This is a genomic window from Brevundimonas sp. BAL450 (assembly GCF_015767455.1).
Classification (GTDB): Bacteria; Pseudomonadota; Alphaproteobacteria; order Caulobacterales; family Caulobacteraceae; genus Brevundimonas; species Brevundimonas abyssalis.
Genome location: NZ_JADWOW010000036.1, coordinates 1 through 22,753 on the forward strand (window position 1 = coordinate 1; position 22,753 = coordinate 22,753).

The 22,753-nt window shown below is 67.9% G+C and carries 22 protein-coding genes; 12 read left to right on the forward strand and 10 right to left on the reverse strand.

Annotated features, from left to right (window positions below; translation table 11 throughout):
• From IWC96_RS02890 to rpsL, 4 genes are all read right to left on the reverse strand, one after another.
• The coding region (locus IWC96_RS02890) for a GTP-binding protein (protein WP_231378809.1) at positions 1-141 on the reverse strand (141 nt) is incomplete at its 3' end.
• Between the two features lie 52 nt (positions 142-193).
• Positions 194-2,272, reverse strand: a complete 2,079-nt coding sequence (gene fusA / locus IWC96_RS02895; protein WP_196838313.1) for an elongation factor G — start codon at positions 2,270-2,272, stop codon at positions 194-196.
• 121 nt (positions 2,273-2,393) lie between these two features.
• Positions 2,394-2,867, reverse strand: coding sequence for a 30S ribosomal protein S7 (gene rpsG / locus IWC96_RS02900; protein ID WP_021697984.1), 474 nt, complete (start codon positions 2,865-2,867; stop codon positions 2,394-2,396).
• 39 nt (positions 2,868-2,906) lie between these two features.
• On the reverse strand, positions 2,907-3,281 hold the full coding sequence (rpsL, locus tag IWC96_RS02905; protein ID WP_021697983.1) for a 30S ribosomal protein S12: 375 nt from the start codon (positions 3,279-3,281) through the stop codon (positions 2,907-2,909).
• 731 nt (positions 3,282-4,012) lie between these two features.
• On the opposite strand from rpsL, the gene IWC96_RS02915 reads away from it, so the two are divergent.
• From IWC96_RS02915 to IWC96_RS02925, 3 genes are all read left to right on the forward strand, one after another.
• Positions 4,013-4,786, forward strand: coding sequence for a hypothetical protein (locus tag IWC96_RS02915; RefSeq protein ID WP_021697982.1), 774 nt, complete (start codon positions 4,013-4,015; stop codon positions 4,784-4,786).
• 249 nt (positions 4,787-5,035) lie between these two features.
• Positions 5,036-6,556 carry a DEAD/DEAH box helicase gene (locus IWC96_RS02920; RefSeq protein ID WP_021697981.1) on the forward strand — a complete coding sequence of 507 codons (1,521 nt, stop codon included), beginning with the start codon at positions 5,036-5,038 and terminating at the stop codon, positions 6,554-6,556.
• 104 nt (positions 6,557-6,660) lie between these two features.
• On the forward strand, positions 6,661-7,143 hold the full coding sequence (locus tag IWC96_RS02925; protein ID WP_021697980.1) for a YbhB/YbcL family Raf kinase inhibitor-like protein: 483 nt from the start codon (positions 6,661-6,663) through the stop codon (positions 7,141-7,143).
• On the opposite strand, the gene IWC96_RS02930 is transcribed toward IWC96_RS02925, so the two are convergent.
• The gene (locus tag IWC96_RS02930) at positions 7,140-8,912 is read right to left on the reverse strand and encodes a methyltransferase domain-containing protein (RefSeq protein ID WP_196838315.1); all 1,773 of its coding nucleotides are present in this window, start codon (positions 8,910-8,912) and stop codon (positions 7,140-7,142) included. The two genes, IWC96_RS02925 and IWC96_RS02930, sit on opposite strands and share 4 nt — an antisense overlap.
• A gap of 167 nt (positions 8,913-9,079) precedes the next feature.
• On the opposite strand from IWC96_RS02930, the gene purQ reads away from it, so the two are divergent.
• The 7 genes from purQ to IWC96_RS02965 all read left to right on the forward strand — a co-directional run bounded on the left by purQ (position 9,080) and on the right by IWC96_RS02965 (position 14,157).
• A complete protein-coding gene (gene purQ / locus IWC96_RS02935; protein WP_196838316.1) occupies positions 9,080-9,742 on the forward strand; it encodes a phosphoribosylformylglycinamidine synthase subunit PurQ in 663 nt (220 codons plus the stop codon).
• A gap of 74 nt (positions 9,743-9,816) precedes the next feature.
• Positions 9,817-10,482: a glutathione S-transferase gene (locus tag IWC96_RS02940; RefSeq protein ID WP_021697977.1), complete on the forward strand. Its 666-nt coding sequence runs from the start codon at positions 9,817-9,819 to the stop codon at positions 10,480-10,482.
• Positions 10,475-11,782 carry a tetratricopeptide repeat protein gene (locus IWC96_RS02945; protein ID WP_021697976.1) on the forward strand — a complete coding sequence of 436 codons (1,308 nt, stop codon included), beginning with the start codon at positions 10,475-10,477 and terminating at the stop codon, positions 11,780-11,782. Before IWC96_RS02940 ends, IWC96_RS02945 begins: the two co-directional genes overlap by 8 nt.
• A 6-nt stretch (positions 11,783-11,788) precedes the next feature.
• On the forward strand, positions 11,789-11,977 hold the full coding sequence (locus tag IWC96_RS02950) for a hypothetical protein (protein ID WP_045319197.1): 189 nt from the start codon (positions 11,789-11,791) through the stop codon (positions 11,975-11,977).
• A 104-nt stretch (positions 11,978-12,081) separates the two neighbouring features.
• Positions 12,082-12,555: a transcription elongation factor GreA gene (greA, locus tag IWC96_RS02955; RefSeq protein ID WP_045319196.1), complete on the forward strand. Its 474-nt coding sequence runs from the start codon at positions 12,082-12,084 to the stop codon at positions 12,553-12,555.
• Positions 12,546-13,520 (forward strand): mitochondrial fission ELM1 family protein, encoded by a 975-nt coding sequence (locus tag IWC96_RS02960; protein ID WP_021697973.1) that lies wholly within the window; start codon positions 12,546-12,548, stop codon positions 13,518-13,520. The genes greA and IWC96_RS02960 overlap by 10 nt, the downstream gene beginning before the upstream one ends.
• 4 nt (positions 13,521-13,524) lie before the next feature.
• Positions 13,525-14,157 (forward strand): 2OG-Fe(II) oxygenase, encoded by a 633-nt coding sequence (locus IWC96_RS02965; RefSeq protein ID WP_021697972.1) that lies wholly within the window; start codon positions 13,525-13,527, stop codon positions 14,155-14,157.
• 5 nt (positions 14,158-14,162) lie between these two features.
• On the opposite strand, the gene IWC96_RS02970 is transcribed toward IWC96_RS02965, so the two are convergent.
• The gene (locus IWC96_RS02970; RefSeq protein ID WP_045319195.1) at positions 14,163-14,459 is read right to left on the reverse strand and encodes a hypothetical protein; all 297 of its coding nucleotides are present in this window, start codon (positions 14,457-14,459) and stop codon (positions 14,163-14,165) included.
• Positions 14,460-14,508: 49 nt separating this feature from the next.
• Here IWC96_RS02970 and trxB point away from each other — a divergent pair, with 49 nt between their 5' ends.
• Complete coding sequence (trxB, locus tag IWC96_RS02975) at positions 14,509-15,519, forward strand: thioredoxin-disulfide reductase (protein ID WP_196838318.1); 1,011 nt, start codon at positions 14,509-14,511, stop codon at positions 15,517-15,519.
• 3 nt (positions 15,520-15,522) lie between these two features.
• On the opposite strand, the gene IWC96_RS02980 is transcribed toward trxB, so the two are convergent.
• The 4 genes from IWC96_RS02980 to IWC96_RS02995 form a co-directional block, all read right to left on the reverse strand.
• A complete protein-coding gene (locus IWC96_RS02980) occupies positions 15,523-15,930 on the reverse strand; it encodes a response regulator (RefSeq protein WP_021697969.1) in 408 nt (135 codons plus the stop codon).
• A gap of 53 nt (positions 15,931-15,983) precedes the next feature.
• On the reverse strand, positions 15,984-17,066 hold the full coding sequence (locus IWC96_RS02985) for a sensor histidine kinase (RefSeq protein WP_262422785.1): 1,083 nt from the start codon (positions 17,064-17,066) through the stop codon (positions 15,984-15,986).
• A 95-nt stretch (positions 17,067-17,161) separates the two neighbouring features.
• Positions 17,162-18,340 (reverse strand): cell wall hydrolase, encoded by a 1,179-nt coding sequence (locus IWC96_RS02990; RefSeq protein ID WP_196838319.1) that lies wholly within the window; start codon positions 18,338-18,340, stop codon positions 17,162-17,164.
• A 95-nt stretch (positions 18,341-18,435) separates the two neighbouring features.
• Complete coding sequence (locus IWC96_RS02995) at positions 18,436-18,909, reverse strand: Dps family protein (RefSeq protein WP_021697965.1); 474 nt, start codon at positions 18,907-18,909, stop codon at positions 18,436-18,438.
• Between the two features lie 187 nt (positions 18,910-19,096).
• Between IWC96_RS02995 and IWC96_RS03000 the strand changes: the two genes are divergently transcribed.
• Positions 19,097-22,747 carry a PAS domain S-box protein gene (locus IWC96_RS03000; RefSeq protein ID WP_021697964.1) on the forward strand — a complete coding sequence of 1,217 codons (3,651 nt, stop codon included), beginning with the start codon at positions 19,097-19,099 and terminating at the stop codon, positions 22,745-22,747.
• Positions 22,748-22,753 lie beyond the last annotated feature (6 nt).

Consider the following 22,753-nt stretch of genomic DNA (forward strand, 5'->3'; position numbering starts at 1 on the left):
ATAGGCCATCGCCTTGGCGCCGCCGGCCTTGGCCAGCGTCATCGTGATCGCCGCCGTCAGCGTCGTCTTGCCGTGGTCAACGTGGCCGATCGTGCCGATGTTGCAGTGCGGCTTGTTACGTTCGAACTTTTCCTTGGCCATATCTCTTAGCTCCTGTCCCCCAAACGGGGTCCTATAAGGTTGGGGGGTGTGGTTAGGCGTACTTCTTGATCACTTCGTCGGCGACGTGTTGCGGCACCGGGTCATAGTGGTCGTACTGCATGGTGAACTGCGCGCGGCCTTGCGACATGCCGCGCAGGTTGTTGACGTAGCCGAACATGTTGGCCAGCGGCACGAAGGCGTTCACGACGGTGGCGTTGCCGCGCACGTCCTGGCCCTGGATCATGCCGCGACGGCCGTTCAGGTCGCCGATGACCGAACCCAGATACTCTTCCGGGGTCACAACCTCGACGGCCATGATCGGTTCCAGCAGCTTGGGCGCGCCCTGGGTCCGCAGTTCCTTGAAGGCGGCGCGCGAGGCGATTTCGAACGCCAGCACCGAGGAGTCCACGTCGTGGTAGGCGCCGTCGATCAGGGTGGCCTTGAAGTCGATCAGCGGGAAGCCGGCCAGCAGGCCGTTGTCCTTGGCGGACTCGATGCCCTTCTGGACGCCCGGGATGTACTCCTTGGGCACGTTGCCGCCGACAATCTTGGACTCGAACACGAAGCCCGAACCGGGCTCACCGGGCTCGAAGACCATCTTGATGCGGGCGAACTGGCCCGTACCGCCGGTCTGCTTCTTGTGCGTGTAGTCGATCTCGGCGGTCTTGCCGAGGGATTCACGGTAGGCCACCTGCGGCGCGCCGATGGTGGCTTCGACCTTGTAGGTGCGCTTCAGGATGTCGATCTTGATGTCCAGGTGCAGCTCGCCCATGCCCTTCAGGATCGTCTGGCCCGACTCGTGGTCGGTGGAGACGGTGAAGGACGGATCCTCGGACGCCAGCTTGGCCAGGGCGACGCCCAGCTTCTCCTGGTCGGCCTTGGTCTTGGGCTCGACGGCGATCTCGATGACCGGCGCCGGGAACTCCATCTTCTCAAGGATGACGGGCGACTTGATCGGGTCGCACAGGGTGTCCCCGGTGCGGGTGTCCTTCAGGCCGGCCAGGGCGACGATGTCGCCCGCGTAGGCTTCCTTGATGTCCTCGCGGTTGTTGGAGTGCATCAGCAGCATGCGGCCGACGCGCTCCTTCTTGTCGCGGGTCGAGTTCAGCAGACCCATGCCCGTTTCCATCTTGCCGGAGTAGATGCGGCAGAAGGTCAGCGAGCCGACGAAGGGGTCGTCCATGATCTTGAACGCCAGGACCGACAGGGGCTCGTCGTCCGAGGCGTGACGGACGACCGGCTCTTCGGTCTTGTAGTCCAGGCCCGGGGTCGGGGGGATGTCCAGCGGCGACGGCAGATAGTCGACCACCGCGTCCAGCAGGGGCTGCACACCCTTGTTCTTGAACGCCGAGCCGCACAGGATCGGATAGAAGGCCGCATTCAGAACCGCCTTGCGCAGGCACTTCTTGATGACTTCCTCGGAGGGCTCGTTGCCTTCCAGATAGGCTTCCATCGCCTCGTCGTCGAGTTCGACGGCGTTCTCGATCAGATAGCTGCGGGCCGCCGTGGCGCGCTCGACCAGATCGGCGGGAATTTCCTCTTCCCGGAACTCGGCGCCCAGGCCGTCATTCTCCCAGATGATCGCCTTCATGCGGACCAGGTCGACGATGCCGCGCAGGTCGGATTCCTGACCGACCGGCAGCTGGATCGGGACGGCCTTCACGCCCAAGCGGTCGCGGATCGACTGCACCGAGGTGTCGAAGTCGGCGCCCAGCTTGTCCATCTTGTTGATGAAGATGATGCGCGGCACGCGGTACTTGTCGGCCTGGCGCCAGACGGTTTCGGTCTGGGGCTCAACGCCGGCGTTGCCGTCCAGCACGGTCACCGCGCCGTCCAGCACGCGCAGCGAGCGCTCGACTTCAATGGTGAAGTCCACGTGGCCGGGGGTGTCGATGATGTTGAGGCGCTTCTCTTTCCAGAAGGCGGTCGTCGCGGCGGACGTGATGGTGATGCCGCGCTCCTGCTCCTGGTCCATCCAGTCCATGGTGGCGGCGCCGTCGTGCACTTCGCCGATCTTGTGGGACTTGCCGGTGTAATAGAGAATCCGCTCGGTCGTCGTCGTCTTGCCCGCGTCGATGTGGGCCATGATGCCGAAGTTGCGGTAATCCTCGATCTTGTTGATGCGGGCCATATTCGAAAACTCGGGTGTTCGGCGCCGATCCGGCGCCTGGGTCAGGGAGGGGTCTTCAGGAGCGCGGGCGGTCTAACGCAAACCGCCCGCTTCTTGAAGGGCCGTCAGCCGGAAATCCGGCTTACCAGCGGTAGTGAGAGAAGGCGCGGTTGGCTTCAGCCATCTTGTGGGTGTCTTCGCGCTTCTTGACCGCGGTGCCGCGGTTGTTGGCGGCGTCCAGCAGCTCGGCGGCCAGCTTCTCGGTCATGGTGTTCTCACCGCGGTTGCGCGCGGCGTTGACCAGCCAGCGGATGGCCAAGGCGCGGCGGCGATCGGGGCGAACCTCGACCGGCACCTGATAGGTGGCGCCGCCGACGCGACGCGACCGGACCTCGACCGCCGGAGCGACGTTTTCCAGCGCCGAGTGGAAGGTGGCGACCGGCTCCTGGTCCTTCTTCTTCTCGGCCAGGATTTCGAACGCGCCGTAGACGATGTTCTCGGCGACGGCCTTCTTGCCCTCGTACATGACGTAATTCATGAACTTGGTGACGATCAGATCACCATACTTGGGATCCGGCAGAACTTCACGCTTCTGTGCGCGGTGACGACGGGACATGGGGTTATCCTCTTAAATAATATTCTGGACGCGCAGGGCTTACTTCGGACGCTTCGCGCCGTAGTGCGAACGGCGCTGCTTGCGGTCCTTCACGCCTTGCGTGTCCAGCACGCCGCGCAGGATGTGGTAGCGGACGCCGGGAAGGTCCTTCACGCGGCCGCCGCGGATCAGGACCACCGAGTGCTCCTGAAGATTGTGACCCTCGCCGGGGATGTAGCACACGGCTTCGTAGCCGTTCTTGGCCAGGCGGACCTTGGCCACCTTACGAAGCGCGGAGTTGGGCTTCTTCGGGGTCGTCGTATAGACGCGGGTGCAGACGCCGCGGCGCTGGGGCGAACCCTCCAGGGCCGGCACCTTGTTGCGCACGGGCTTGGGCTTGCGCGGCTTGCGGATCAGCTGGTTGATCGTAGGCATTCGTGTCTGGTCTCTTCTGCGATGGAGGCGTGTGCCTGTCGGCCGGGGCGCCTCGCGTTCCTTCTTTTGGACGTGGCCGAAACCGCGCCCGGGCTGTTATCGAGACCGACCGTGCGCTCAAACAGAAAAGCCGGAACGCGCGCTTTGGGCGTTCCGGCGGGCTCAGCCCGTCCGTTCGATTGTCACGAGATCAGCAGACGGCGGACCGCCCATGCCTCGAAGTGCGCGCCGTTTACGCTTCGGGGGGCGGAAGGTCAAGTTCGCTGGTCGTAGAAGGCGTCCCACTTTCATCCAGTTGCCACTGAACCGGAATGCGAACGCGCGAGCCTACGGCGGACTGGCCACGCGCATTGACTGTCGGCATCTGAAATCGATTGGCCAGAGCCAGGGTCGCTTCTCCGATCCCTGCGCCCTCAGGGGTCTCGCTGAGAATACGGCAGTTATACAAACGACCGTCCCTGCCGATCACGCATTCCATGACGACCCCGCCATCAGCTCCCGGAACAAGCCGCGGGGTGTCGGAAGCTGTCGCAGCGCAGCCCCCGACAATGAGGAGCGCTGCCGCAAGAACAGGCTTTAGCATGATCAATTCCATCGTTGAGAAGTAGGCAGGACGCCTCCCCGTCAGCTTCGCCTTAAACCGGACGCATAACCCCGAATAATGGCGATGCGAACCGCTCGCGGCAGACTCAGGCCTTCGGCCCGGCCGCGCGAGCACGACAAGGGGCTTCATGTCGACTGTACTGCGTCTGCACGAAGGCGTCGCCCGCAACCGGGCCCTGCTGGGGGTGGTCGGTGCTTCGCTGATCCTGCACCTGATCGTGCTGGGCGTCGTCGGCATGCGCACCGGCCTGGACATGTCCGGCCTCCCCGCCCCGCCGCAACCCCTCTACATTCGCATCGAGCCGCGCCCCGTCATGCCGGGAGAGGTGCTGCGCGAGCCGCCCCTGACCGTGATCGAACAGCCGCGCGAGGCCCCCGCCATGGGCCGCGAAATCCGTCTGCGCGCGCCTGAGCGGGATGAAGAAGAGGAACGCCGCCGTCTGGAGGCGCTGCGCCTGCCGGCCCGGCCCGACGCGGCCGCCCAGGGCGTCGAGCCCCGCTGGCGTGTGGGGCCCGACGGCCCCGGCGACCAGGTGGCCCGCGCCCTGCGGTCGTCCGGCCTGGCCTGCAGCCGTCCGCGCCGGGACATGACGCCGTCCGAGCGCGTCGCCTGCGACGAGCGCTTCGCCGGCGCCGGCGACACGCCCCCCATTCGCGGCAGCGGCGATCCCGAACGCGACGAAGCCTTCGCCCGCCAGGGCCGGGCCAATATCGCCCGCTACGAAGCCCAGCGCGCGCCGCTGTCGGGCGGAACCGGCGTGGTCGGCCCCGGCGACTGCCCCGGCTCCAATCTGGGCATGGGATGCGCGGGCGCCCACCTGCGTGATGTACCGGGCGTCGACGTGCGCCAGGGCGCCGAGACCCCCATTCGGCAGCGCAGCAACCGCGTCGACGACGAGTGAGCCCGCCTTCGGCCTTGACGTGGCCGCAATTAGCGACCATCTAGCGCTGCATCGCACAAACGCGATTTCCGGTGCCTCCAGCGCGTGTGGGTCTTCTTACGAAAGACCTGACTGTAGCAGCAGCCGGCTTCTCCAGATTCATTCGTCGCCCGGACACGCGGGGCGGCGCCCGATCACTCCCGTCGGCCCGCATTTCGCGGACCCCATCGGGATTGGCGGCGCGCGGCCTTCGGCTTTGAGCCCGGCCTGATGCGCGTCGCCGCATGCGAAAGAACCATTTTGACCAAGACCCTTATTCCCTTCGCCGACATGGGCCTGAATCCGGCCCTGCTGCAGGCTCTGACCAGCGAAGGCTATCACACCCCCACCCCCATCCAGTCCCAGGCCATCCCGGACGTGATGAAGGGCAAGGACCTGCTGGGCATCGCCCAGACGGGCACCGGCAAGACCGCCGCCTTCGCCCTGCCGATCCTGCACCGGCTGGCGGCGGACCGTAAGGCGCCCGTGCCGCGCACGACCCGCGCCCTGATCCTCTCCCCCACCCGCGAACTGGCCAGCCAGATCGCCGACAGTTTCAAGGTCTACGGCGCCCACCTGGGCTTCCGCGTGGCCGTGATCTTCGGCGGCGTGAAGTACGGCGGCCAGGAACGCGCCCTGCAGCAGGGCCTCGATATCCTGGTGGCCACCCCGGGCCGCCTGCTGGACCACGTCCAGCAGAAGACCCTGGACCTGTCGACCACCGAGATCTTCGTGCTCGACGAGGCGGACCAGATGCTGGACCTCGGCTTCGTCAAGCCGATCCGCCAGGTGGTCTCGCGCATGACCGCGCGCCGCCAGAACCTGTTCTTCTCGGCCACCATGCCCACCGAAATCGGCAAGCTGGCCGGCGAACTGCTCAAGGACCCGGTCAAGGTCCAGGTGACGCCGCAGGCCACCACGGTCGAGCGCATCAACCAGAGCGTCATCATCGTCGAACAGGGCCGCAAGCGCGCCCTGCTGTCGGAGATGTTCGCCGATCCGGCCATGACCCGCTGCCTGGTCTTCACCAAGACCAAGCACGGCGCCGACAAGGTCGCCGCCTATCTTGAGGCTGGCGGCGTCGAGGCCGGCGCCATCCACGGCAACAAGAGCCAGTCCCAGCGCGAGCGGGCCCTGGAAGCCTTCAAGAAGGGCAAGTTGCGGGTACTGGTCGCCACCGACATCGCAGCGCGCGGCATTGACGTGGACGGCGTCTCGCACGTGGTCAATTTCGAGCTGCCCTTCGTGCCGGAAGCCTATGTGCACCGCATCGGCCGCACCGCGCGCGCCGGCGCCGACGGCTCGGCCGTCAGCTTCTGCGCCCCGGACGAGATGAAGCTGCTGCGCGACATCGAGCGGGTCACGCGCCAGAAGCTGAAAAGCTGGGATCGCCGCAACGACAAGGCCCTGGCGGCGCTGGACGCCTCCATCATGGCTGCGGGCGTCGGCAAGAAGGCCACCCTGCCGGACGACGAGCGTCCGCGCGGCGACGGACGCGGCCCCGGCGGTCGCGGCCGCAACCGCAATCCGCACCGCGACGGCGTGCGTCCCGAAGGCGGCAAGGGTCAGCCCCACCGCGTTCGCGGCCGCGGCAAGCCCGGCGCCCAGTCGGCCGACCGCGCCCAGCCGGCGCGTCCGACCTTCGATCCCATGGCCGGCGAACGCACGTCCAAGCCACCGGTGGAAGGCGACTTCAAGATGAAGCGCCGCGGCCGCAACCGCTCGGGCGCCCGCAAGCCTGAAATGGCCTGACCCTCTACCTTAGGCCGGGTCCAGGCGAATTGACCCGGCCGCCGTTTCGGCATCCCCTGTCCGGCGAATGCGTTGAACACGCATCACCGGACAGGGAGACGCCCATGACTTTCACCGTCACTTCGAACGATTTCAAGGACGGCGACACGCTGCCCGACGCCCACGTAAAGGCGCACGGCGACACCTCTCCCCACCTGACATGGTCGGGCGCCCCGGACGGGACGAAGTCTTACGCCGTCACCTGCTATGACCCCGACGCGCCCACCGGCTCCGGGTTCTGGCACTGGACCGTAGCCAACATCCCCGCCGACGTGACCGAGCTGGCCCGGGGCGCCGGCGCCGTGGGCGGCGCGAACCTGCCCAGGGGTGCCGTTCAGGGCCGCACCGATTACGGAGACTCCGGCTTCGGCGGCGCCGCCCCGCCCCCCGGCCATGGCCCGCACCGCTACATCTTCACAGTGTTCGCCGTGGACACCGACACGCTGGACGTGACGGCTGACAACTCCGGCGCCGTGTTCGGCTTCAACCTGCATTTCCACACCCTGGCCCGGGCGCAGATCACGGCCATCTATGAGAACAAGGGCTAGCCCAGCCGGCGGATGTCGCCGTTGAACCCCTCGCCGAAGCCCTCGGGCAGGAAGGGGGCGATGCGGTCGATGTCGCCGTTGTCGAACACCAGCCCTCCAGGGCTGATCGTCCGCTTCTGGATCACCACCGAGATGTTGTAGCCGTACTGCCGGATCCACGGCGTGCGGCAGTCGAAGCCGGCCAGCACCAGATTGTAGAGCACCAGCCCCGCGTTCCACAGGGTCACGTGTCCGCCGACGATCTGGTGCTTCAGCGGCGGCACGGAAAGGGCCACGATCCCGCCCTCGCGGACACTGGCGTGCATGGCCTTCAGAAAGGCGTTCACGTTCAGCTGGTGCTCCAGCACGTGGGAGGCGATGACGCAGTCGAAGGGTGTCTCGAACCGGGTCTGCAGGAAATCGCCGATGATGACTCCACCACCGTCCTCACGGCCCAGGAACGAAGGGCTTTCACCGTAGTCCAGCTCCGTGACCTGCTTGCCATGCCGCCGCAGGGCCTCGGCCTGCTCTCCCGCGCCGCTGCCGACGTCCAGCACGGTCTGGAACTCGCGATCGTCGAGCAGATGCTGGATCATCAGACCGCTCTTGCGCATGGCCCGGAACTCCGGCCGGATCTGCGACAGGACTTTCTGCTCCCGGGCGTTCTCCTCGTAGGGGTCTGACCCGGAAATCTGCGCCGCCCGGCTCCACAGGGCGGCGGACTCCTCGTGCCGTCCCAGCCGCGCGGCGATCAGCGCGTTCAATGTCAGCCCCGAGACATGATCGGGCCGCTGCCGTCGAAACCGGGCGATATCCTTGGCGGCCTGCTCCAGATCGCCGAGACGATAGCGGTTTTCAGCGCTCAACCGGTCCAGATCGATCACCGGGCCGCTGGCGGTCCTGTCGCCCGCCGCCGCCCGCGCCTGACCGATGACCGCCAGGGCCGCCTCGCTGTCCCGGGTCCTGGTCCGCCACTGCGCCAGCCGGTGCAGCCCCGTCACCCAGCCGGGCTTGGCCGCCACGGTCTCCTCCAGCAGCGCCACGGCGGCGTCCGGGGCGCCATGGGTCCACAGGCTGGCCGCATGGGCCAGATCATCGGCGGCGCGCCGCCCCGGCGGCGGCTTGCGATAGACCTGGATCGCCGCCTCGAAGCGGGGGCTGCGCGACAGGATGCGGAAGCAGAAGCCCTGCTCGTTCAGCCATTCGCACAGGGCGCGCCACTCGCCCTCGCGCCAGAGGGGATAGACCCCCTCATCCTTCCAGTCGGCCAGTTCGTCGAACACCAGCACCGCCCCGTCCGCCAACCGGTCCGTCAGTCGGTCCAGGACAAATTTGGCGGCGGAATAGAGGTCCGGGTCCACATGGACGAAGCCCACGGGACCGGGATTGGCCTCGAGCCAGGCGTCCAGGCTGTCCTCGAAGAAGCCCGCGACCAGTTCCACATTGGCGGGCATCGCCGGCAGGGCTTTCAGGGCGAAATGGCCCGCTTCATAGGTGCTGGTTTCGCTGCGGCGCCAGGCCTCCGGCAGCCCCTCGAAAGAATCGAATCCGGTGAACCGGCGTTTGGGAAAGGCCAGCGCCAGCGCCCGCAGGGAGACGCCCTTGAACACCCCGAACTCCAGCGCCAGGCTCTCGGGCGGCGACAGGTCGAGCGCGGATTTCAGCTGCGCCAGCCGATCGATCACCAGCGGAAAGTGCTGGAACGGTTCGATGGCGATGGATGCGCCGTCGAGAACCTGATTCAGGGCGGGGCGAAGGGTCCCTTCCACGGGGCGCGCGCTTTCGATCATGAAGGGGGTCGATCCTCGGTTTCCGCATCACGGTAGTGGGGCGCGGGCGCCGAGCGCAATGGCTGATCGACGAGGATAGTGGCCGGAGCAGAAGCGGACCGACGCTCGGGACGCCGCCCGTGAAGTCGCACTGACAAACGCTGCGAACCCTGCTACAGGCCCGCGCCATGAGCGCAGCCGTCATCGTATTTCCGGGTTCCAACTGCGACCGCGACTGCAAGGTCGCCGTCGAACGCTCCACCGGCGCCAAGGTGGACATGGTCTGGCACGCCGACACCGAACTGCCCTACGGCGTGGACCTGGTCGTCCTGCCGGGCGGCTTCTCCTATGGCGACTATCTGCGCGCCGGCGCCATGGCGGCCCGTGCGCCGATCATGGACGCGGTGAAGAAAGCCGCCGATGCGGGCGTGGCGGTGGTCGGCATCTGCAACGGCTTCCAGATCCTGTGCGAGGCCGGCATGCTGCCGGGCGCCCTGATGAAGAACGCCGGGCTGAAATACGTCTGCAAGCCCATCGAGCTCGAGATCACCAACGGCCAGACCCGCTTCACCGCCGCCTATCAGGGCCGGCGCGAGGTGGTCATGACCCAGGGCAACGGCGACGGAAATTACTTCGCCGACGAAGAGACCCTGAACCGCCTGGAGGGCGAGGGCCAGGTGGTGTTCCGCTACGTCACCAACCCCAACGGTTCGGCCCGCGACATCGCCGGCATCGTCAATGAGCGGGGCAATGTGCTGGGCATGATGCCCCACCCTGACCGCGCCTTCGAGGCCGAGCTGGGCTCCGCCGACGGCGCCGTCCTGTTCCAGAGCGTGATGGCCTCGGCCTGACCTCCGGTCGCTGATCGCGCTTTACGGCGCCGCTCGGCCCGCGCCATGATGGCGGCCTGTCGAAAGGGCCGTTCATGATCATTGTCCACCACCTGGCTGATTCCCGCTCGCAGCGGGTGCTGTGGCTGCTTGAGGAGCTGGGGCTCGACTACGAGGTCCGGCGCTATGAGCGGGATCCCCGGACCATGCTGGCCCCCGCCGAGCTGAAGGCGATCCATCCGCTGGGCAAGTCGCCGGTTCTGGACGACGGCGACGTCCGGGTGGCCGAGACCGGGGCGATCATCGAATATCTGCTCGACACCCACGGCGAGGGCCGCCTGCGTCCCGCCGACGGCTCGGCGGAGCGCCATCGCTTCACCTACTGGCTGCATTACGCCGAGGGCTCGGCCATGCCGCCCCTGCTGCTCAAGCTGGTGTTCAGCCAATTGCCCAAGCGCGCGCCGGGTCTGGTCAAGCCGATCGTCAACGGCATCGTCAAGGCGGCCAACAAGGGCTTCATCGACCCCCAGCTCAAGACCCACGCGGACTACTGGAACAGCGAACTGGGCCGCAACGGCTGGTTCGCCGGACCGGACTTCACCGCCGCCGACATCATGATGAGCTTTCCGCTGGAGGCCGCCGCCACCCGCATGGCGGTGACAGAGGGCCGGCCCAACATCGGCACGTTCCTCGAGCGCATCCACGCCCGCCCCGCCTGGCAGGCGGCGCTGAAGCGCGGCGGGACCTACGCCTATGCCTAGGGCCGCCGCCCTGCTGGCGGCCGCGCTGATCCTGGCCGCCGCCCCCGTCGCGGCGCAGCCGAAGCCGGTCGTCGACGCCGAAGCGCGGGCCGCCCGGCTCCAGGGTCTGGCCGAGCGCGCCTATGCGCTCAACATGGCCGACGACCACGTCGCCGCCGAGCCGGCGCTGCGCGAGGTGGTGGAGGGCTGGCGCGCCCTGGGCTGGGGCGAGACCGAAGCCACCCACGCCACCGTGCTGCTGTGGGCCTGGAGCCTGATCGAACTCGGTCGTTTCGACGCAGCCGAGACGGAACTGCGCGCCCTGGTCGACTCCGCTTCCGCAGGCGGCGCCGAACGCGCCTCGGCCTGGGGGTTGCTGGCCAAGACCTGGTCCCGCTCGGGCCGCTTCATCGACGCGGAGCAGGCGGCGGTCGCGGCCCTCGATCACGCCCGGCGCGCTTTCGGCGACACGCACGCGGAAACCGCCACCGCCTGGCACAATCTGGGCACGGCCCGCGGCGAGGTCGGCCGCAACAGCGACGCCGCCGCCGCCCTGCGCCACGCCATGGCCCTGCGCGAACAACTGTTCGGCCCCACGGGCGAGCCGACCCTGTCCTCCCTCTACAATCTCGCCGCCCATCTGCATGCCCGCGGCGACATCGACCAGGCCGAGCCCCTGCTGCGACAGGTGCTGCTCCACGCGGAGCCGGGCGGCGAAAGTCATACCTACGCCCTGCACCACCTGGGCTTCACCCTGACGCGGATGGGCCGTCACGCCGAGGCCGAACCGTGGCTGCGTCAGGCGGTCGATCTTCGCGCGACCCTGCCCGACCGGCATATGCACGCAGTCAGCCTGGCCGCCCTCGCCGACGCCATGAACGGTCAGGGCCGCCACGAAGAGGCCGACGCGGCCTATGACCGCGCCATCGGCCTGCTGCGCGAGCCGTATCAGCCCGGTTTCGCCATGACCCTCAGCGGGGTGCTGCTGGGGCGGGCCGAGACCCGGCAGGCCATGGGCCGGACAGAGGCGGCGGAGGCCGACTATCGCCAGGCCGTCGAGATCGCCCGCGCCCACGTCGCGCCCGGCCATCCCCGCCTGACCTTGCGCCAGCTGGGCCTGGCGGCCTTTCTGAATGACCAGCGGCGCCCCGGCGAAGCCCTCGCCCTGCTGCGTCCCGCCCGCGACGCCTTGCTGGCCCGCACCCGGGATCTGGGCGGCGGCGAAGCCCGCGCCGAGGTCGAGCCCTTTCGCTCACTTTTTCGCGAAACGGTCCAGGCCGCCTGGGTCGCCACGCAACCGGATGAGTCCTTGATCCGTTAAGGGGCCATGCGACTTTCAGTTATTCAGTACGTCTCCCTTGCGCTGGCCGGCATTGCCATGGTCTTCGCCTTCCTGGCCGCCGGGGTGGCCGCCGCCTCCGGCCTGGCGGCCCTGCTCCTCGGCGCGGGCCTGATATGGCTCGGCTGGCGCGCAGTGCGGCATCGCTTTTCGCAAACGCGAGACACGACCGCTTGAAGTCCGTCTCAACGCGCCCTATCCTTTCTGGCCGGTCGAAGCGCCCTCGACCGGCATTTGTTTGCTTGCACCTTCTCTAGGGCGAATAAGAAACCCAATCGCACATGGAAAAAGTGCCGATGACGGCCGGGGGCTATCGCGCTCTCGACGATCAGTTGAAACAACTCAAGTCGGTGGAGCGCCCAGCGGTGATCGCCGCGATCTCGGAGGCGCGCGAGCACGGCGACCTGTCCGAGAACGCGGAGTACCACGCCGCCAAGGAACGTCAGGGCTGGATCGAGGGCCAGATCGCCGAGATCGAGGACAAGATCAGCCGCGCCCAGGTCATCGACGTGTCCAAGCTGTCCGGCGACCAGGTGAAGTTCGGCGCCACGGTCACCGTGGTTGACGAGGACACCGAGGAAGAGGGCCGCTACCAGATCGTCGGCGAACACGAGGCCGACGTGAAGCAGGGCAAGATCTCCATCACCTCGCCCATCGCCCGCGCCATGATCTCCAAGGAAGTCGGCGACGTGGTCGAGGTGAACACGCCCGGCGGCGTGAAAGCCTACGAGATCCTCAAGGTCGAGTGGAAATAAGCCCGGCTCCCGTCTGGCTCATCACCAACGGGGCGACCGGCTCCGACGTTCAGGCGCGCGGCGTGGCCGAGGCCCTCGGCGCGCGTCACGAACTGTTCCATGTGACCCCGAAAGCGCCCTGGCGCTGGCTGGCGCCGTGGGGCCCTGTCGCGCCGGGCGAAGTGGGCGACGGCGCGCGCTTTTCGCCCCCCTGGCCGAAGCTTCTGATTTCCGTGGGACGGCAGGCCGCGCCCTACGCCCGCGCCATCCGCACGGTCTCCGACGGCCATGTCTTCACCGTCGCCCTGCAGGATCCCAAGACCGGCCCGAAAGCCTTCGACTTCATCTGGGCGCCCGAGCACGACCCGGTCCGCGGGCCCAACGTCCTCAAGACCCTGACCTCGCCCCACCGGCTGAACGCCGCGCGTCTGGCCGAGGAAGGCGCCAGGGCCGAGGCCGACCTCGCCGCCCTGCCCCGCCCCTTCGTGCTGCTGATGGTGGGCGGCCCCAACGGCGTCTACCGATTCGACGAGGCCGAGCTCGATCGCCTGCTGACCCTGACGGATAAGGCGGCTGGCGGCGGGACCGTCCTGGCCACCGCCTCGCGCCGCACCCCGCCCGCCTTCACCGAGCGCCTGCGCCGGTGGGCCTCCGCCCGCACCGCCCGCCTCTATGACGGCTCCGGCCCCAATCCCTACGCGGGATGGGTCGCAGCGGCCGATTCCATCATCGTCACCGCCGATTCCGTGAACATGGCAGGTGAGGCCGCCTCCACCGGCAAGCCGGTCCATGTGTTCCACCCGCCCGGCGCCGAGGGCTCCAAGTTCGACCGCTACCACCAGGCCCTGGCCGCGACAGGCGCCACGCGGCCTTTCGAGGGGCGTCTTGACGCATGGACCTATGCGCCGGTGGACGCGACGACCTATATTGCCGATGCGCTGCGGCGGCGTCTGGCCGAACGGGGCGTGGTTCTGAACGCGGAGTAGGCCCATGGCCCTGCTGGACATCGACAAGCTGAACGCAGCGCCCCTGCGGCGCGAGCCCTATGACTATCTGGTGGTCGAGAATTTCGTGAAGCCCGAGGTCTTCGGCGAAGTCAGCCGCGACTTCCCGTCCATGGACGTGCCCGGCTCGGTCCCGCCCAGCGAGCTCGACATTCACGGACGCTTCGCCGAGATGCTGGCCGAGATGGACGGCCCCGCATTCCGTCAGGCGGTGGAGGCGAAGTTCGGCATCGATCTGGGCGGCAAGCCCACCATGTTCACCGTCCGCGGCCGCTGTCGCGCCACCGACGGCAAGATCCACACCGACTCCAAATCCAAGATCATCACCGTCCTGCTCTACATGAACGACGACTGGGACGCGGACGGCGGACGCCTGCGCATCCTCAACAGCGATGATCTGAACGATGTGGCCGCCGAGGTGCCGCCCAACGGCGGGACCCTGCTGATCTTCCGCCGCTCGGACACCTCCTACCACGGGCACGAGCCCTTCGAGGGCAAGCGCCGGGCCATTCAGATGAACTGGGTCACCAGCGGGGGCGTCGTGGCCTGGGAGCAATTCCGCCACCGCCTGTCGGCCATGTCCAAGAAGCGCAAGGCCGCCGCCGTGGAGCGGATGTAGGCGGGTCAATCCCCGCCGCCGCCGCCCCCGTCGCCGTCTGACGACTCCATGTCTTTCCGCGCCTTGCCGGACGAGGTGTCGGCCACGGGGACCGAGCCCTCTCCGTCTTTCTTGCGTCGGTCAGAGGGCATGGCGGCGCCCATGGCCACGCCGATGCCCGCGCCGATCGCCAACCCGAGGCTGATGCCCAGGGCGATGTTGTCGAGGGCGACACCCAGCGCCGTGCCGATGGAGAGTCCCACGCCGATCCCGAGCGCCAGACCCGCCCCGGGGCCACCCGTCGTTTTTTTGTCCTCAGCCATCTGCCTCCCCCATGTCGCAAAGCCGATGATTGCATCCTAGATTGGGACCATGTCGAATCCCAACGCCCCCCGCACCGTCCGCGTCGCCATCATCGGCTCAGGCCCCGCCGGTTGGACCGCCGCCATCTACGCCGCCCGCGCCATGCTGGAGCCCGTGATCATCGCCGGCCTGCAGCCCGGCGGCCAGCTGACCATCACCACCGAGGTGGAGAATTATCCCGGCTTCGCCGAGGTCATCCAGGGCCCGTGGCTGATGCAGCAGATGCAGGCCCAGGCCGAGCATGTGGGGACCGAGGTGATCCACGACATCGTGGTCGAGGCGGACCTGTCCAAGCGCCCCTTCCTGCTCAAGCTGGATTCCGGCGGCGAGCTGCTGGCCGAGACGGTCATCATCTCCACCGGCGCCCAGGCCAAATGGCTGGGCCTGCCGTCCGAACAGAAATTCCAGGGCTTCGGCGTCTCCGCCTGCGCCACCTGTGACGGCTTCTTCTATCGCAACAAGGAAGTCGTTGTGGTCGGCGGCGGCAACACGGCGGTGGAGGAGGCCCTGTTCCTCACCAATTTCGCGTCCAAGGTCACCGTGGTTCACCGCCGCGACGAGTTCCGCGCCGAGAAGATCCTGCAGGAGCGCCTGTTCGCCAATCCCAAGGTCGAGGTGATCTGGGACCACGAGATCGACGAGGTTCTGGGGACAGAAAACCCCATGGGAGTCAGCGGCCTGCGCCTGAAGCACGCCAAAACGGGGGAAACCCGCGAGATCTCCTGCGACGGCTTCTTCGTCGCCATCGGCCACGCCCCGTCCTCGGAGCTGTTCAAGGGCCAGTTGGAGATGAACGAGGGCGGCTATCTGAAGGTGAAGCCTGGAACCACAGCCACCGCCATCCCCGGCGTCTGGGCGGCGGGCGACGTCACCGACGACGTCTATCGTCAGGCGGTGACGGCCGCGGGCATGGGCTGCATGGCGGCGCTGGAGGCCGCGCGCTTCCTGGCCGAGGTCGATCACGCCAGGGCTGGCGACCCGATCAGCCACAAGGAAGCCGAGAAGATCGGGGCCTGGTAAGCCCTAGGCGAACAGTCTCAGTTCCGCCGGCGCAGGCGGCGACATCTCGCCCTGACGGCGGCGCAGGGCGTAGGCCACGGCGGTCTGCACCGCCCGTTCGTCGGTGGGCTTGGTCAGGACACCGATGGTCCCGGCCACCCCGTCGCGCACCATGCCGGGATTGGCGGTCATGTAGAGGACGGTGACGTTCTGATCGTTGGCCAGCTCGCGGCCCAGTTCGACCCCCGTGGGACCGTCGGACAGGTGAATGTCCACAAGCGCCAGGTCAACCGGTGTCTCGCGCACCACATTTCGCGCCGATCTGGCGTCAGCCACGGCGTCCACGACCTCGTATCCGAGATCCTCCAGCACGAAGCGCAGCTCCATGGCCACGATCGCTTCGTCCTCGATGATCAGAATTCTCGGTTTCATATCCTCAACTCAAAGACTTGATGGCCCTCCGCCGACAATAACGCAGAACGGCGTTACAGGGTTTCACTGGTCTTGGCCGCCGCCCTGCGGCGAGACAGCGCAGTGGACGGAAGATCTGCTGTGAGGATCAAACCCTGCGGCTCCCATCTTCGTTCCAATTTTCCACCCAGCTGATTTTCAACCGACAGGCTGGCGAGACTGGAGCCGAAGCCGGCGTGGCGCGGCTCATGGCTGATGGTCGGTCCGCCCTCCTCCACCCAGGTCAGGACGAACCGGTCGTCCCGGGTCTCGGTGGTCAGGATGACGCGGCCTTCGGGCATGGACAGGGCGCCGTACTTGGCGGCGTTGGTGGCCAGTTCGTGGAACAGCAAGGCCACAGAAGTCGCCGCCTGGTCGTCGAAGGCCGCGTCGTCGCCCTTCAGGAGCACACGCGGCGATCCGTCCTCGGCGGCGTAGGCCCGGAACAGATCGGCCAGGAAGGCGTGCAGGGTCATGTCGCCGACCGTCGGCCGTGACACCTCAGTGTGGGGCCGCACGAATTCATGGGCTCGCGCCAGGGCCCCCACCCGGGTTCTCAGATCGCGGGCGAAGGGGGCGGCCTCCGGGTGCTTGCGCGCCGACAGGGCGATCAGGGACGACACCACCGCGAAGATGTTCTTGATCCGGTGGCTCAGCTCCTGGCTCAGCACCTCCTTGTGCTGCTCCATGCGCTTCAGGTCGTCGATGTCGGTGCAGGTGCCGAACCAGCGTGTGACACGCCCATCGCCGTCCTTGAGCGGCACGGCCCGACCCAGGGTCCAGCGATAGACGCCGGATCGGTGCCTCAACCGGTACTCAATCTCGTAAGGTTCGCCGGTCTCGAGAGAGTGCACCCAGCGTTTCCGGGCCCGGTCCTGATCCTCCGGGTGGAACATGCCGTTCCAGCCCTCACCGTCGGTGGAGCCGTCGGGCACGCCGGTGAATTCATACCAGCGCGCGTTGAAGTAGTCGTGGAATCCGTCTGGCCGTGTGGACCACACCATCTGGGGCATGCTGTCGGCCAGCACCCGGAACCGGGCCTCGCTGGCGGCCAGGGCCTCCTGGGCCTTGCGCAAATCACCGGCGTCGTCAGTCTCGATGGTCACGCGGTCGTTCACGGGCGCTCCGGCGGCGATCCCGGCGCGACATTCGCGCGGGCCTAACGTAATGCAAAAGCCGCAGTATCGTTGCAGCACATGGGTTTGCGCAGACGTCAGGCGCCGGGACGGCCCACTTCCTCGACATCCAGAACCGTCACGCCGGGCGGTGGGGCGCGATCCTCCGCAGGGGCTGCTCGGGCGTCTTCGAAGTCGGCCAGACGGGCGTTGATGGCCGCGACCTCCTCGGCGGTGGGCTGGCGCCGTCCGCCCAGGCTGATCACCCCCACCACGCGGGTGGCGCCGTTGATCTCCACGGTGCGGGGCGCAGCGCCCGAAGCCTCGGCCAGGCTTTCCAGGCTCTCGCCGGCCGCGGCGGTCTGGAAGCGGGGACGGGAGAAGCGGGCTTCGTCGATCACCGGCTCGCGTCCGGCGTGGGCCTGGATGAAGGCGGCCGTGTCGCCCAGGGCGCCGTTCCAGCGATAGAAGATGTGCGCGCCGATCTGGCGGATCTTGGTCACCGTCGGCGCCCACCAGGGGTAGACATAGTCGGCGTGATAGTGGGTCGCGGTGCCGACCTCCGCCGCCACGTGACCGGCCAGGGCGCGCTGCGCCACCGCCTCGGCCCGACGCCAGGCCCAACCCACCGGCCCCTGGGCCAGAGAGCCGTCGCAGGTGAAGCTGAATTGGCATCCGGTGGTGCGCTCGGCGCCCTCGAACACCACGCCGCAGACTGTGTTGGGATAGTTAGGATCGCGCACGCGGTTCAGGACCACCTGGGCCACCGCCTCCTGCCCCAGGGTGCTCTCCAGCGCCGCCTCGTAATAGACCGCCTGGGTCAGGCAGCGCTGGGCGCGCCGCCGGTCCTCGGCCGTGGCCGCATTGAATACGAATGGCCGGGCGGGACGCAGGGCCCCCGCCTCCGCCGCCATGGCGGCGTTCAGCCGCCGCGCATCGGCGCCCGAGGCCGTGCCGTCCAGGCGCGGACGGCCGTTCAGGGTCAGGCTCTCCCAGCCCGGCGTGAGACCGGAGATGCCGGGCCGGCCGAACGCGGGATCATGCCGCTGCGCCAGGGCCAGGGTCGCCGGGTCCAGTCGACCGGATACGGCCAGCAGACCCGCCTCGTTCAGCTGTCCCTGCGTCAGCCGCGCCAGTCCCTCGGCCGTCCGGTCGGACTCCGGGCGCACCGTCGAACTGGCCGACATCGCCAGGGCCAGGGCGCCCACGACGACAGGCGCGGCCGTGACGATGCGCCACGTCCGCTTCAGGGCCTGTCTGACGTCATGGGTCCGCATCGGCGCTCCGGGTTCTGGCGCGACGTCGCGCGCTCACACTCTCATACCCGCATTTTCCGGCGGTTTCTTGTTCCCGATCTTACGACCGGTTCACCTCACTGGGTGGTGGCGCGCAGCATCCAGGCGGTCTTCTCATGCGCCGCCAGACGCTGGGTCAGCAGGTCGGCCGTCGCCTCGTCCCCGGCTTCGTCGGCCGTCTCGATGGCCTTGCGCAGGGTGGCGATGACCGTGCCATGGTCGCCCACCAGTTCCTCGATCATGGCCTGGGCCGTCTTTTCAGGGTCGCCGTCCTTGATGCTGGTCTGGTTGCCGAAGGTGCCGAAGCCCTGGGGCGCGGTTTCATCCAGAGAACGGATGCGTTCGGCGATCTCGTCCAGCGCGGCCCACTGCTCGCGGTATTGCTCTTCCAGCATGTTGTGCAGGCCGAAGAACTGCGGCCCGCGCACGTTCCAGTGGTAGCCGTGAGTCTTGAGATACAGCGCGAAGCTGTCCGCCAGCACCTTCTTCAGTTCGACAGCGATGTCGGTGCGGTCAGCCTTCTTCAGGCCGGTGTCCATCTTGGCGGTCATAGTTGCTCCTTGGAGTCGACTCGGGATGATCTTGAGGTAGGAACAGTGCAGCTGGACGCAAGGGCTTCGCGGGCCCGGCCGACCGTTCTTGCGGCGCCGGAACGCGTTTGGCCTCAAAGCGTTGCCAAGCACTACCGCGGCATCTCCGTGAGCGGACGGAGCAAAGGAAAGCGGCATCGGGGGAGCCATGTCCTCAGGGACGAGCGCAGGGCACGAGCAGCAGGCGGATCGAATCTTTCGCATCGTCGCGCTTTCGCGTGAGCGTGGCCTTGGCCATGCGCTGCTGATCGGCATTGCCGGCGCCGCTGTCGGGGTGCTGGTTCGACTAAGCCTTCAAGGCGTTTACGGCAGTTCGCCCGGCCTGATGCTTTATCTGCCGGGCATTCTCATGGCCGCACTCTGGGCCGGACGGCTGGCGGGCTTCACCGCCCTGGTGCTGGCGGTCACCTCGGCGTGGGCCTTCACAACCCTGCCGGGCCTTTTCGTGCTCGATACGGCGCAGGGGTTGGTCAACACCGCGACATTCTCACTGACGAGCGTGTTCGGCATCATTCTGGCCTCCTCGTTGCGCCGCACCCTGCAATCCCTGGTCGAATCCAACGCGGCGCTGCAGGCCTCCACCTCTGCAGTGGACGAGGGCGAGGCCCGGTTCCGGCTGGTCAGCGAGGACGCGCCGGTCATGTTGTGGATGAGCGACGAGCAGGGCGACTGCGTCTACCTCAACAAGGCTCTGCGCGAGTTCTGGGGCGCCCCTGACGACCTCAGCCAGTTCGACTGGACCGCCACCCTGCATCCTGAAGATGCGCCGGATGTGCATCAGGTCGCTATGGACGCCGCCATGGCGGGACAGGGATTCGAGGTGGAGGCCCGCTATCGCCGGAATGACGGCCACTGGCGCATCGTGCACACCAACGCCCGTCCGCGCCTGGACTCCGAAGGCCGCTTCTTCGGCATGATCGGCGTCAATCTGGACGTCACCGACACCCGCATGGTCGAGGACGCGCTGCGCGACAACGAGGCCGAACTGACCGCCATGGTCGAACAGGCCGCCGCCGGCATCGTCAAGGCCGACCTCAACGGCAGAATCCTCAAGGTCAACGATCGTTTCTGCGAAATGCTGGGCTATTCGCGTGACGAGATCGTCGGCATGGCCACCGCCGACATCACTCATCCCGACCACATCGACCAGACCGGGACGGCGCTCAGAACAGCGGGCGAACAGGCCGACGGCGTGAAGATCGAAAAGCGGTACCGCCGCAAGGACGGCGCGGATTTCTGGGCTCTGACCTCCGTGCGCATCGGCCGCCAGGGCCCCGACGCCGAACCCTGGCTGATGGCCGTGGTCACCGACATCACCGACAGCAAGGCCGCCGAGGCCGCGCTGCGGGAAAGCGAGTCCCGTTTCCGTCTGCTGGCGGACACCGCCCCCGCCCCCGTCTGGCTGACCAACGAAGAGGGCGAGGTCGAGTTCGTCAACGAGGCCCTGGTGGAGTTCTACGGCCGTCCGGCGGAGGAGCTGCGCGGCCATATCTGGAAGGACACCCTCCATCCTGACGACCGCGGCGTCGTCGCGGAAACCCAGGCGGACGCCCGGTCCGCCCGGCGGCCCTACGGGTTCGAGGCGCGCTTCCGCAATGCATCGAACGACTGGCGCTGGATGCGCGTCAGCGTCAAGCCGCGCTTCGACGCGGACGGCGCCTTCCGCGGCTATGTGGGGATGTCCTTCGACGTCACGGAAACCCGCCAGGCCCTGGACCGCATGGCCCGGGACGAGCGGCGCCAGACCTTCCTGCTGGGCCTGACCGACAGGCTGCGTGACCTGGACGAGCCCAACGAGATCATGCTCGCCGTCGAAAGCGCCCTGGGCGAGGCGCTCCAGGTCCAGCGCGTGGGCTATGGCGAGATCGACGATGACCATGGCGTGGTCACCTTCGGCCGCGACTGGACCGACGCAGTGGCCAGCGCCGAGGGCGACTGGGCCCTGGACGCCTTCGGCGCGGCGGTGATGCAGGAGCTGGCTGCGGGCGCGATCGTGCGGATCAGCGATGTGCGCGAGGATGCCCGCACCCGGGATGCTGCGGCGGCCTTCGACTCCATCGACACCCGCGCCCTCATGCGCGCGCCGCTGGTGCGCGGCGGGCGGCTGCGCGCCTTCCTCTACGTCCACGACGCCCATCCTCGTGAGTGGACCGACGCCGAGGTCGAACTGATCGAGGAAGTCGCCGACCGGACCTGGGCCGAGCTGGAGCGCGCGCGCGCCGAAGTCCACCTCCGTGAGAGCGAAAGCCGCTTCCGCGACATCGCGGACACCGCGCCCGTTCTGATCTGGGTCACTCGCGCCGACCGGGTCCGGTCCTTCGTCAACCAGGCCTATGTGGAATACATGGGCGCGGACTACGAGACCGTGCGCCTCGCCGACTGGCGCGAGTATCTGCACCCCGACGACCACGAGCGGATTCTCGCCGAATCCCTGGCTGGCGAAGCCACCGGCAAGCCATTCTCCCTCGAGGGGCGCTATCTCCACAACTCAGGGGAATATCGCTGGCTGCGCTCGTTCTCCCGCCCCCGACTGGACGCCCATGGCGAGGTCATCGGCTTCGTGGGCGTGGCCTTCGATGTCAACGAGGCCAAGCGGGCCGAACAGGACCTCAAGCGCATCAATGAACTGCTGGCCGAAAAGGTCACCGAAGCCCTGGAGGAGAAAGCCCGGGCCGAGCAGGACCTGATGCACGCCCAGCGCATGGAGGCCGTCGGCCGCCTCACCGGCGGCGTGGCCCACGACTTCAACAATCTGCTGACCGTGGTCATCGGCGCCCTGGACATGATCCTCAAGTCGCCCGACGACGCCGCCCGGCGCCAGAAGATGGGTGAGGCCGCCCTGGCCGCCGCCCGGCGCGGCGAACGCCTGACACATCAGCTGCTGGCCTTCTCGCGCCGGCAGGCCCTGCGGCCGGAACCCTGCGATCTCAACGCCCTGATCCGCGAGAGCGAGCCCCTGCTGCGCCGCGCCCTGGGCGAGGCCATCGACTTCCGGACGCGGCTGAAGCGCGGGGGCGCCTTCGCCCGCGTGGACGCCGCCCAGTTCGAGGCCGCCCTGCTCAATCTCGTGGTCAACGCCCGCGACGCCATGGGCGAACAGGGTAGCCTGCGCGTCACCACCGAAAGCTGCGATCTCCCCGGCGGCCCGGCCAACGCCCCCCACATCTGCGTCACGGTCAAGGATTCCGGCGAGGGCATGAGCGACGAGGTGCGGGACCGGGTCTTCGAACCCTTCTTCACCACCAAGGCCGTGGGCAAGGGCACCGGCCTTGGGCTGAGTCAGGTCTACGGGTTCGCGCGCCAGAGCGGCGGCGACGTGCGGATCGAAAGCGCGCCCGGCAAGGGAACCCGGGTCCGGCTCTACCTGCCCTCCCTGAGCCGCGAGGACATGGGCGACATCGTCATGACCGAGGACGTGGCCCCCGCCTCCGTCACCGGCCGCCGGGTGCTGCTGGTCGAGGACGATCAGGCCGTCTCGGCGGTGGCCATGGACCTGCTGATGAGCTTCGGCCTGGAGGTGGTCTCGGTCGAGAACGCCGATCAGGCCCTCACCGCGCTGGAGGCCAGCGTCTTCGACCTGATGCTGACCGACATCGTCATGCCCGGCGGCATGAGCGGCATCGATCTGGCGCGCGCGGCGGCGGAACGCTGGCCGGACATGCACATAGTCCTGACCTCGGGCTATGCGGGCGATGACGTGGACAAGGCCCTCAAGGACGCGCCCTGGCCCCTGCTGCCCAAACCCTACGCCACCGAACAGCTGCAGCGTCGCCTGGGCGAGATCCTGTCCCTCGACTGACCGATT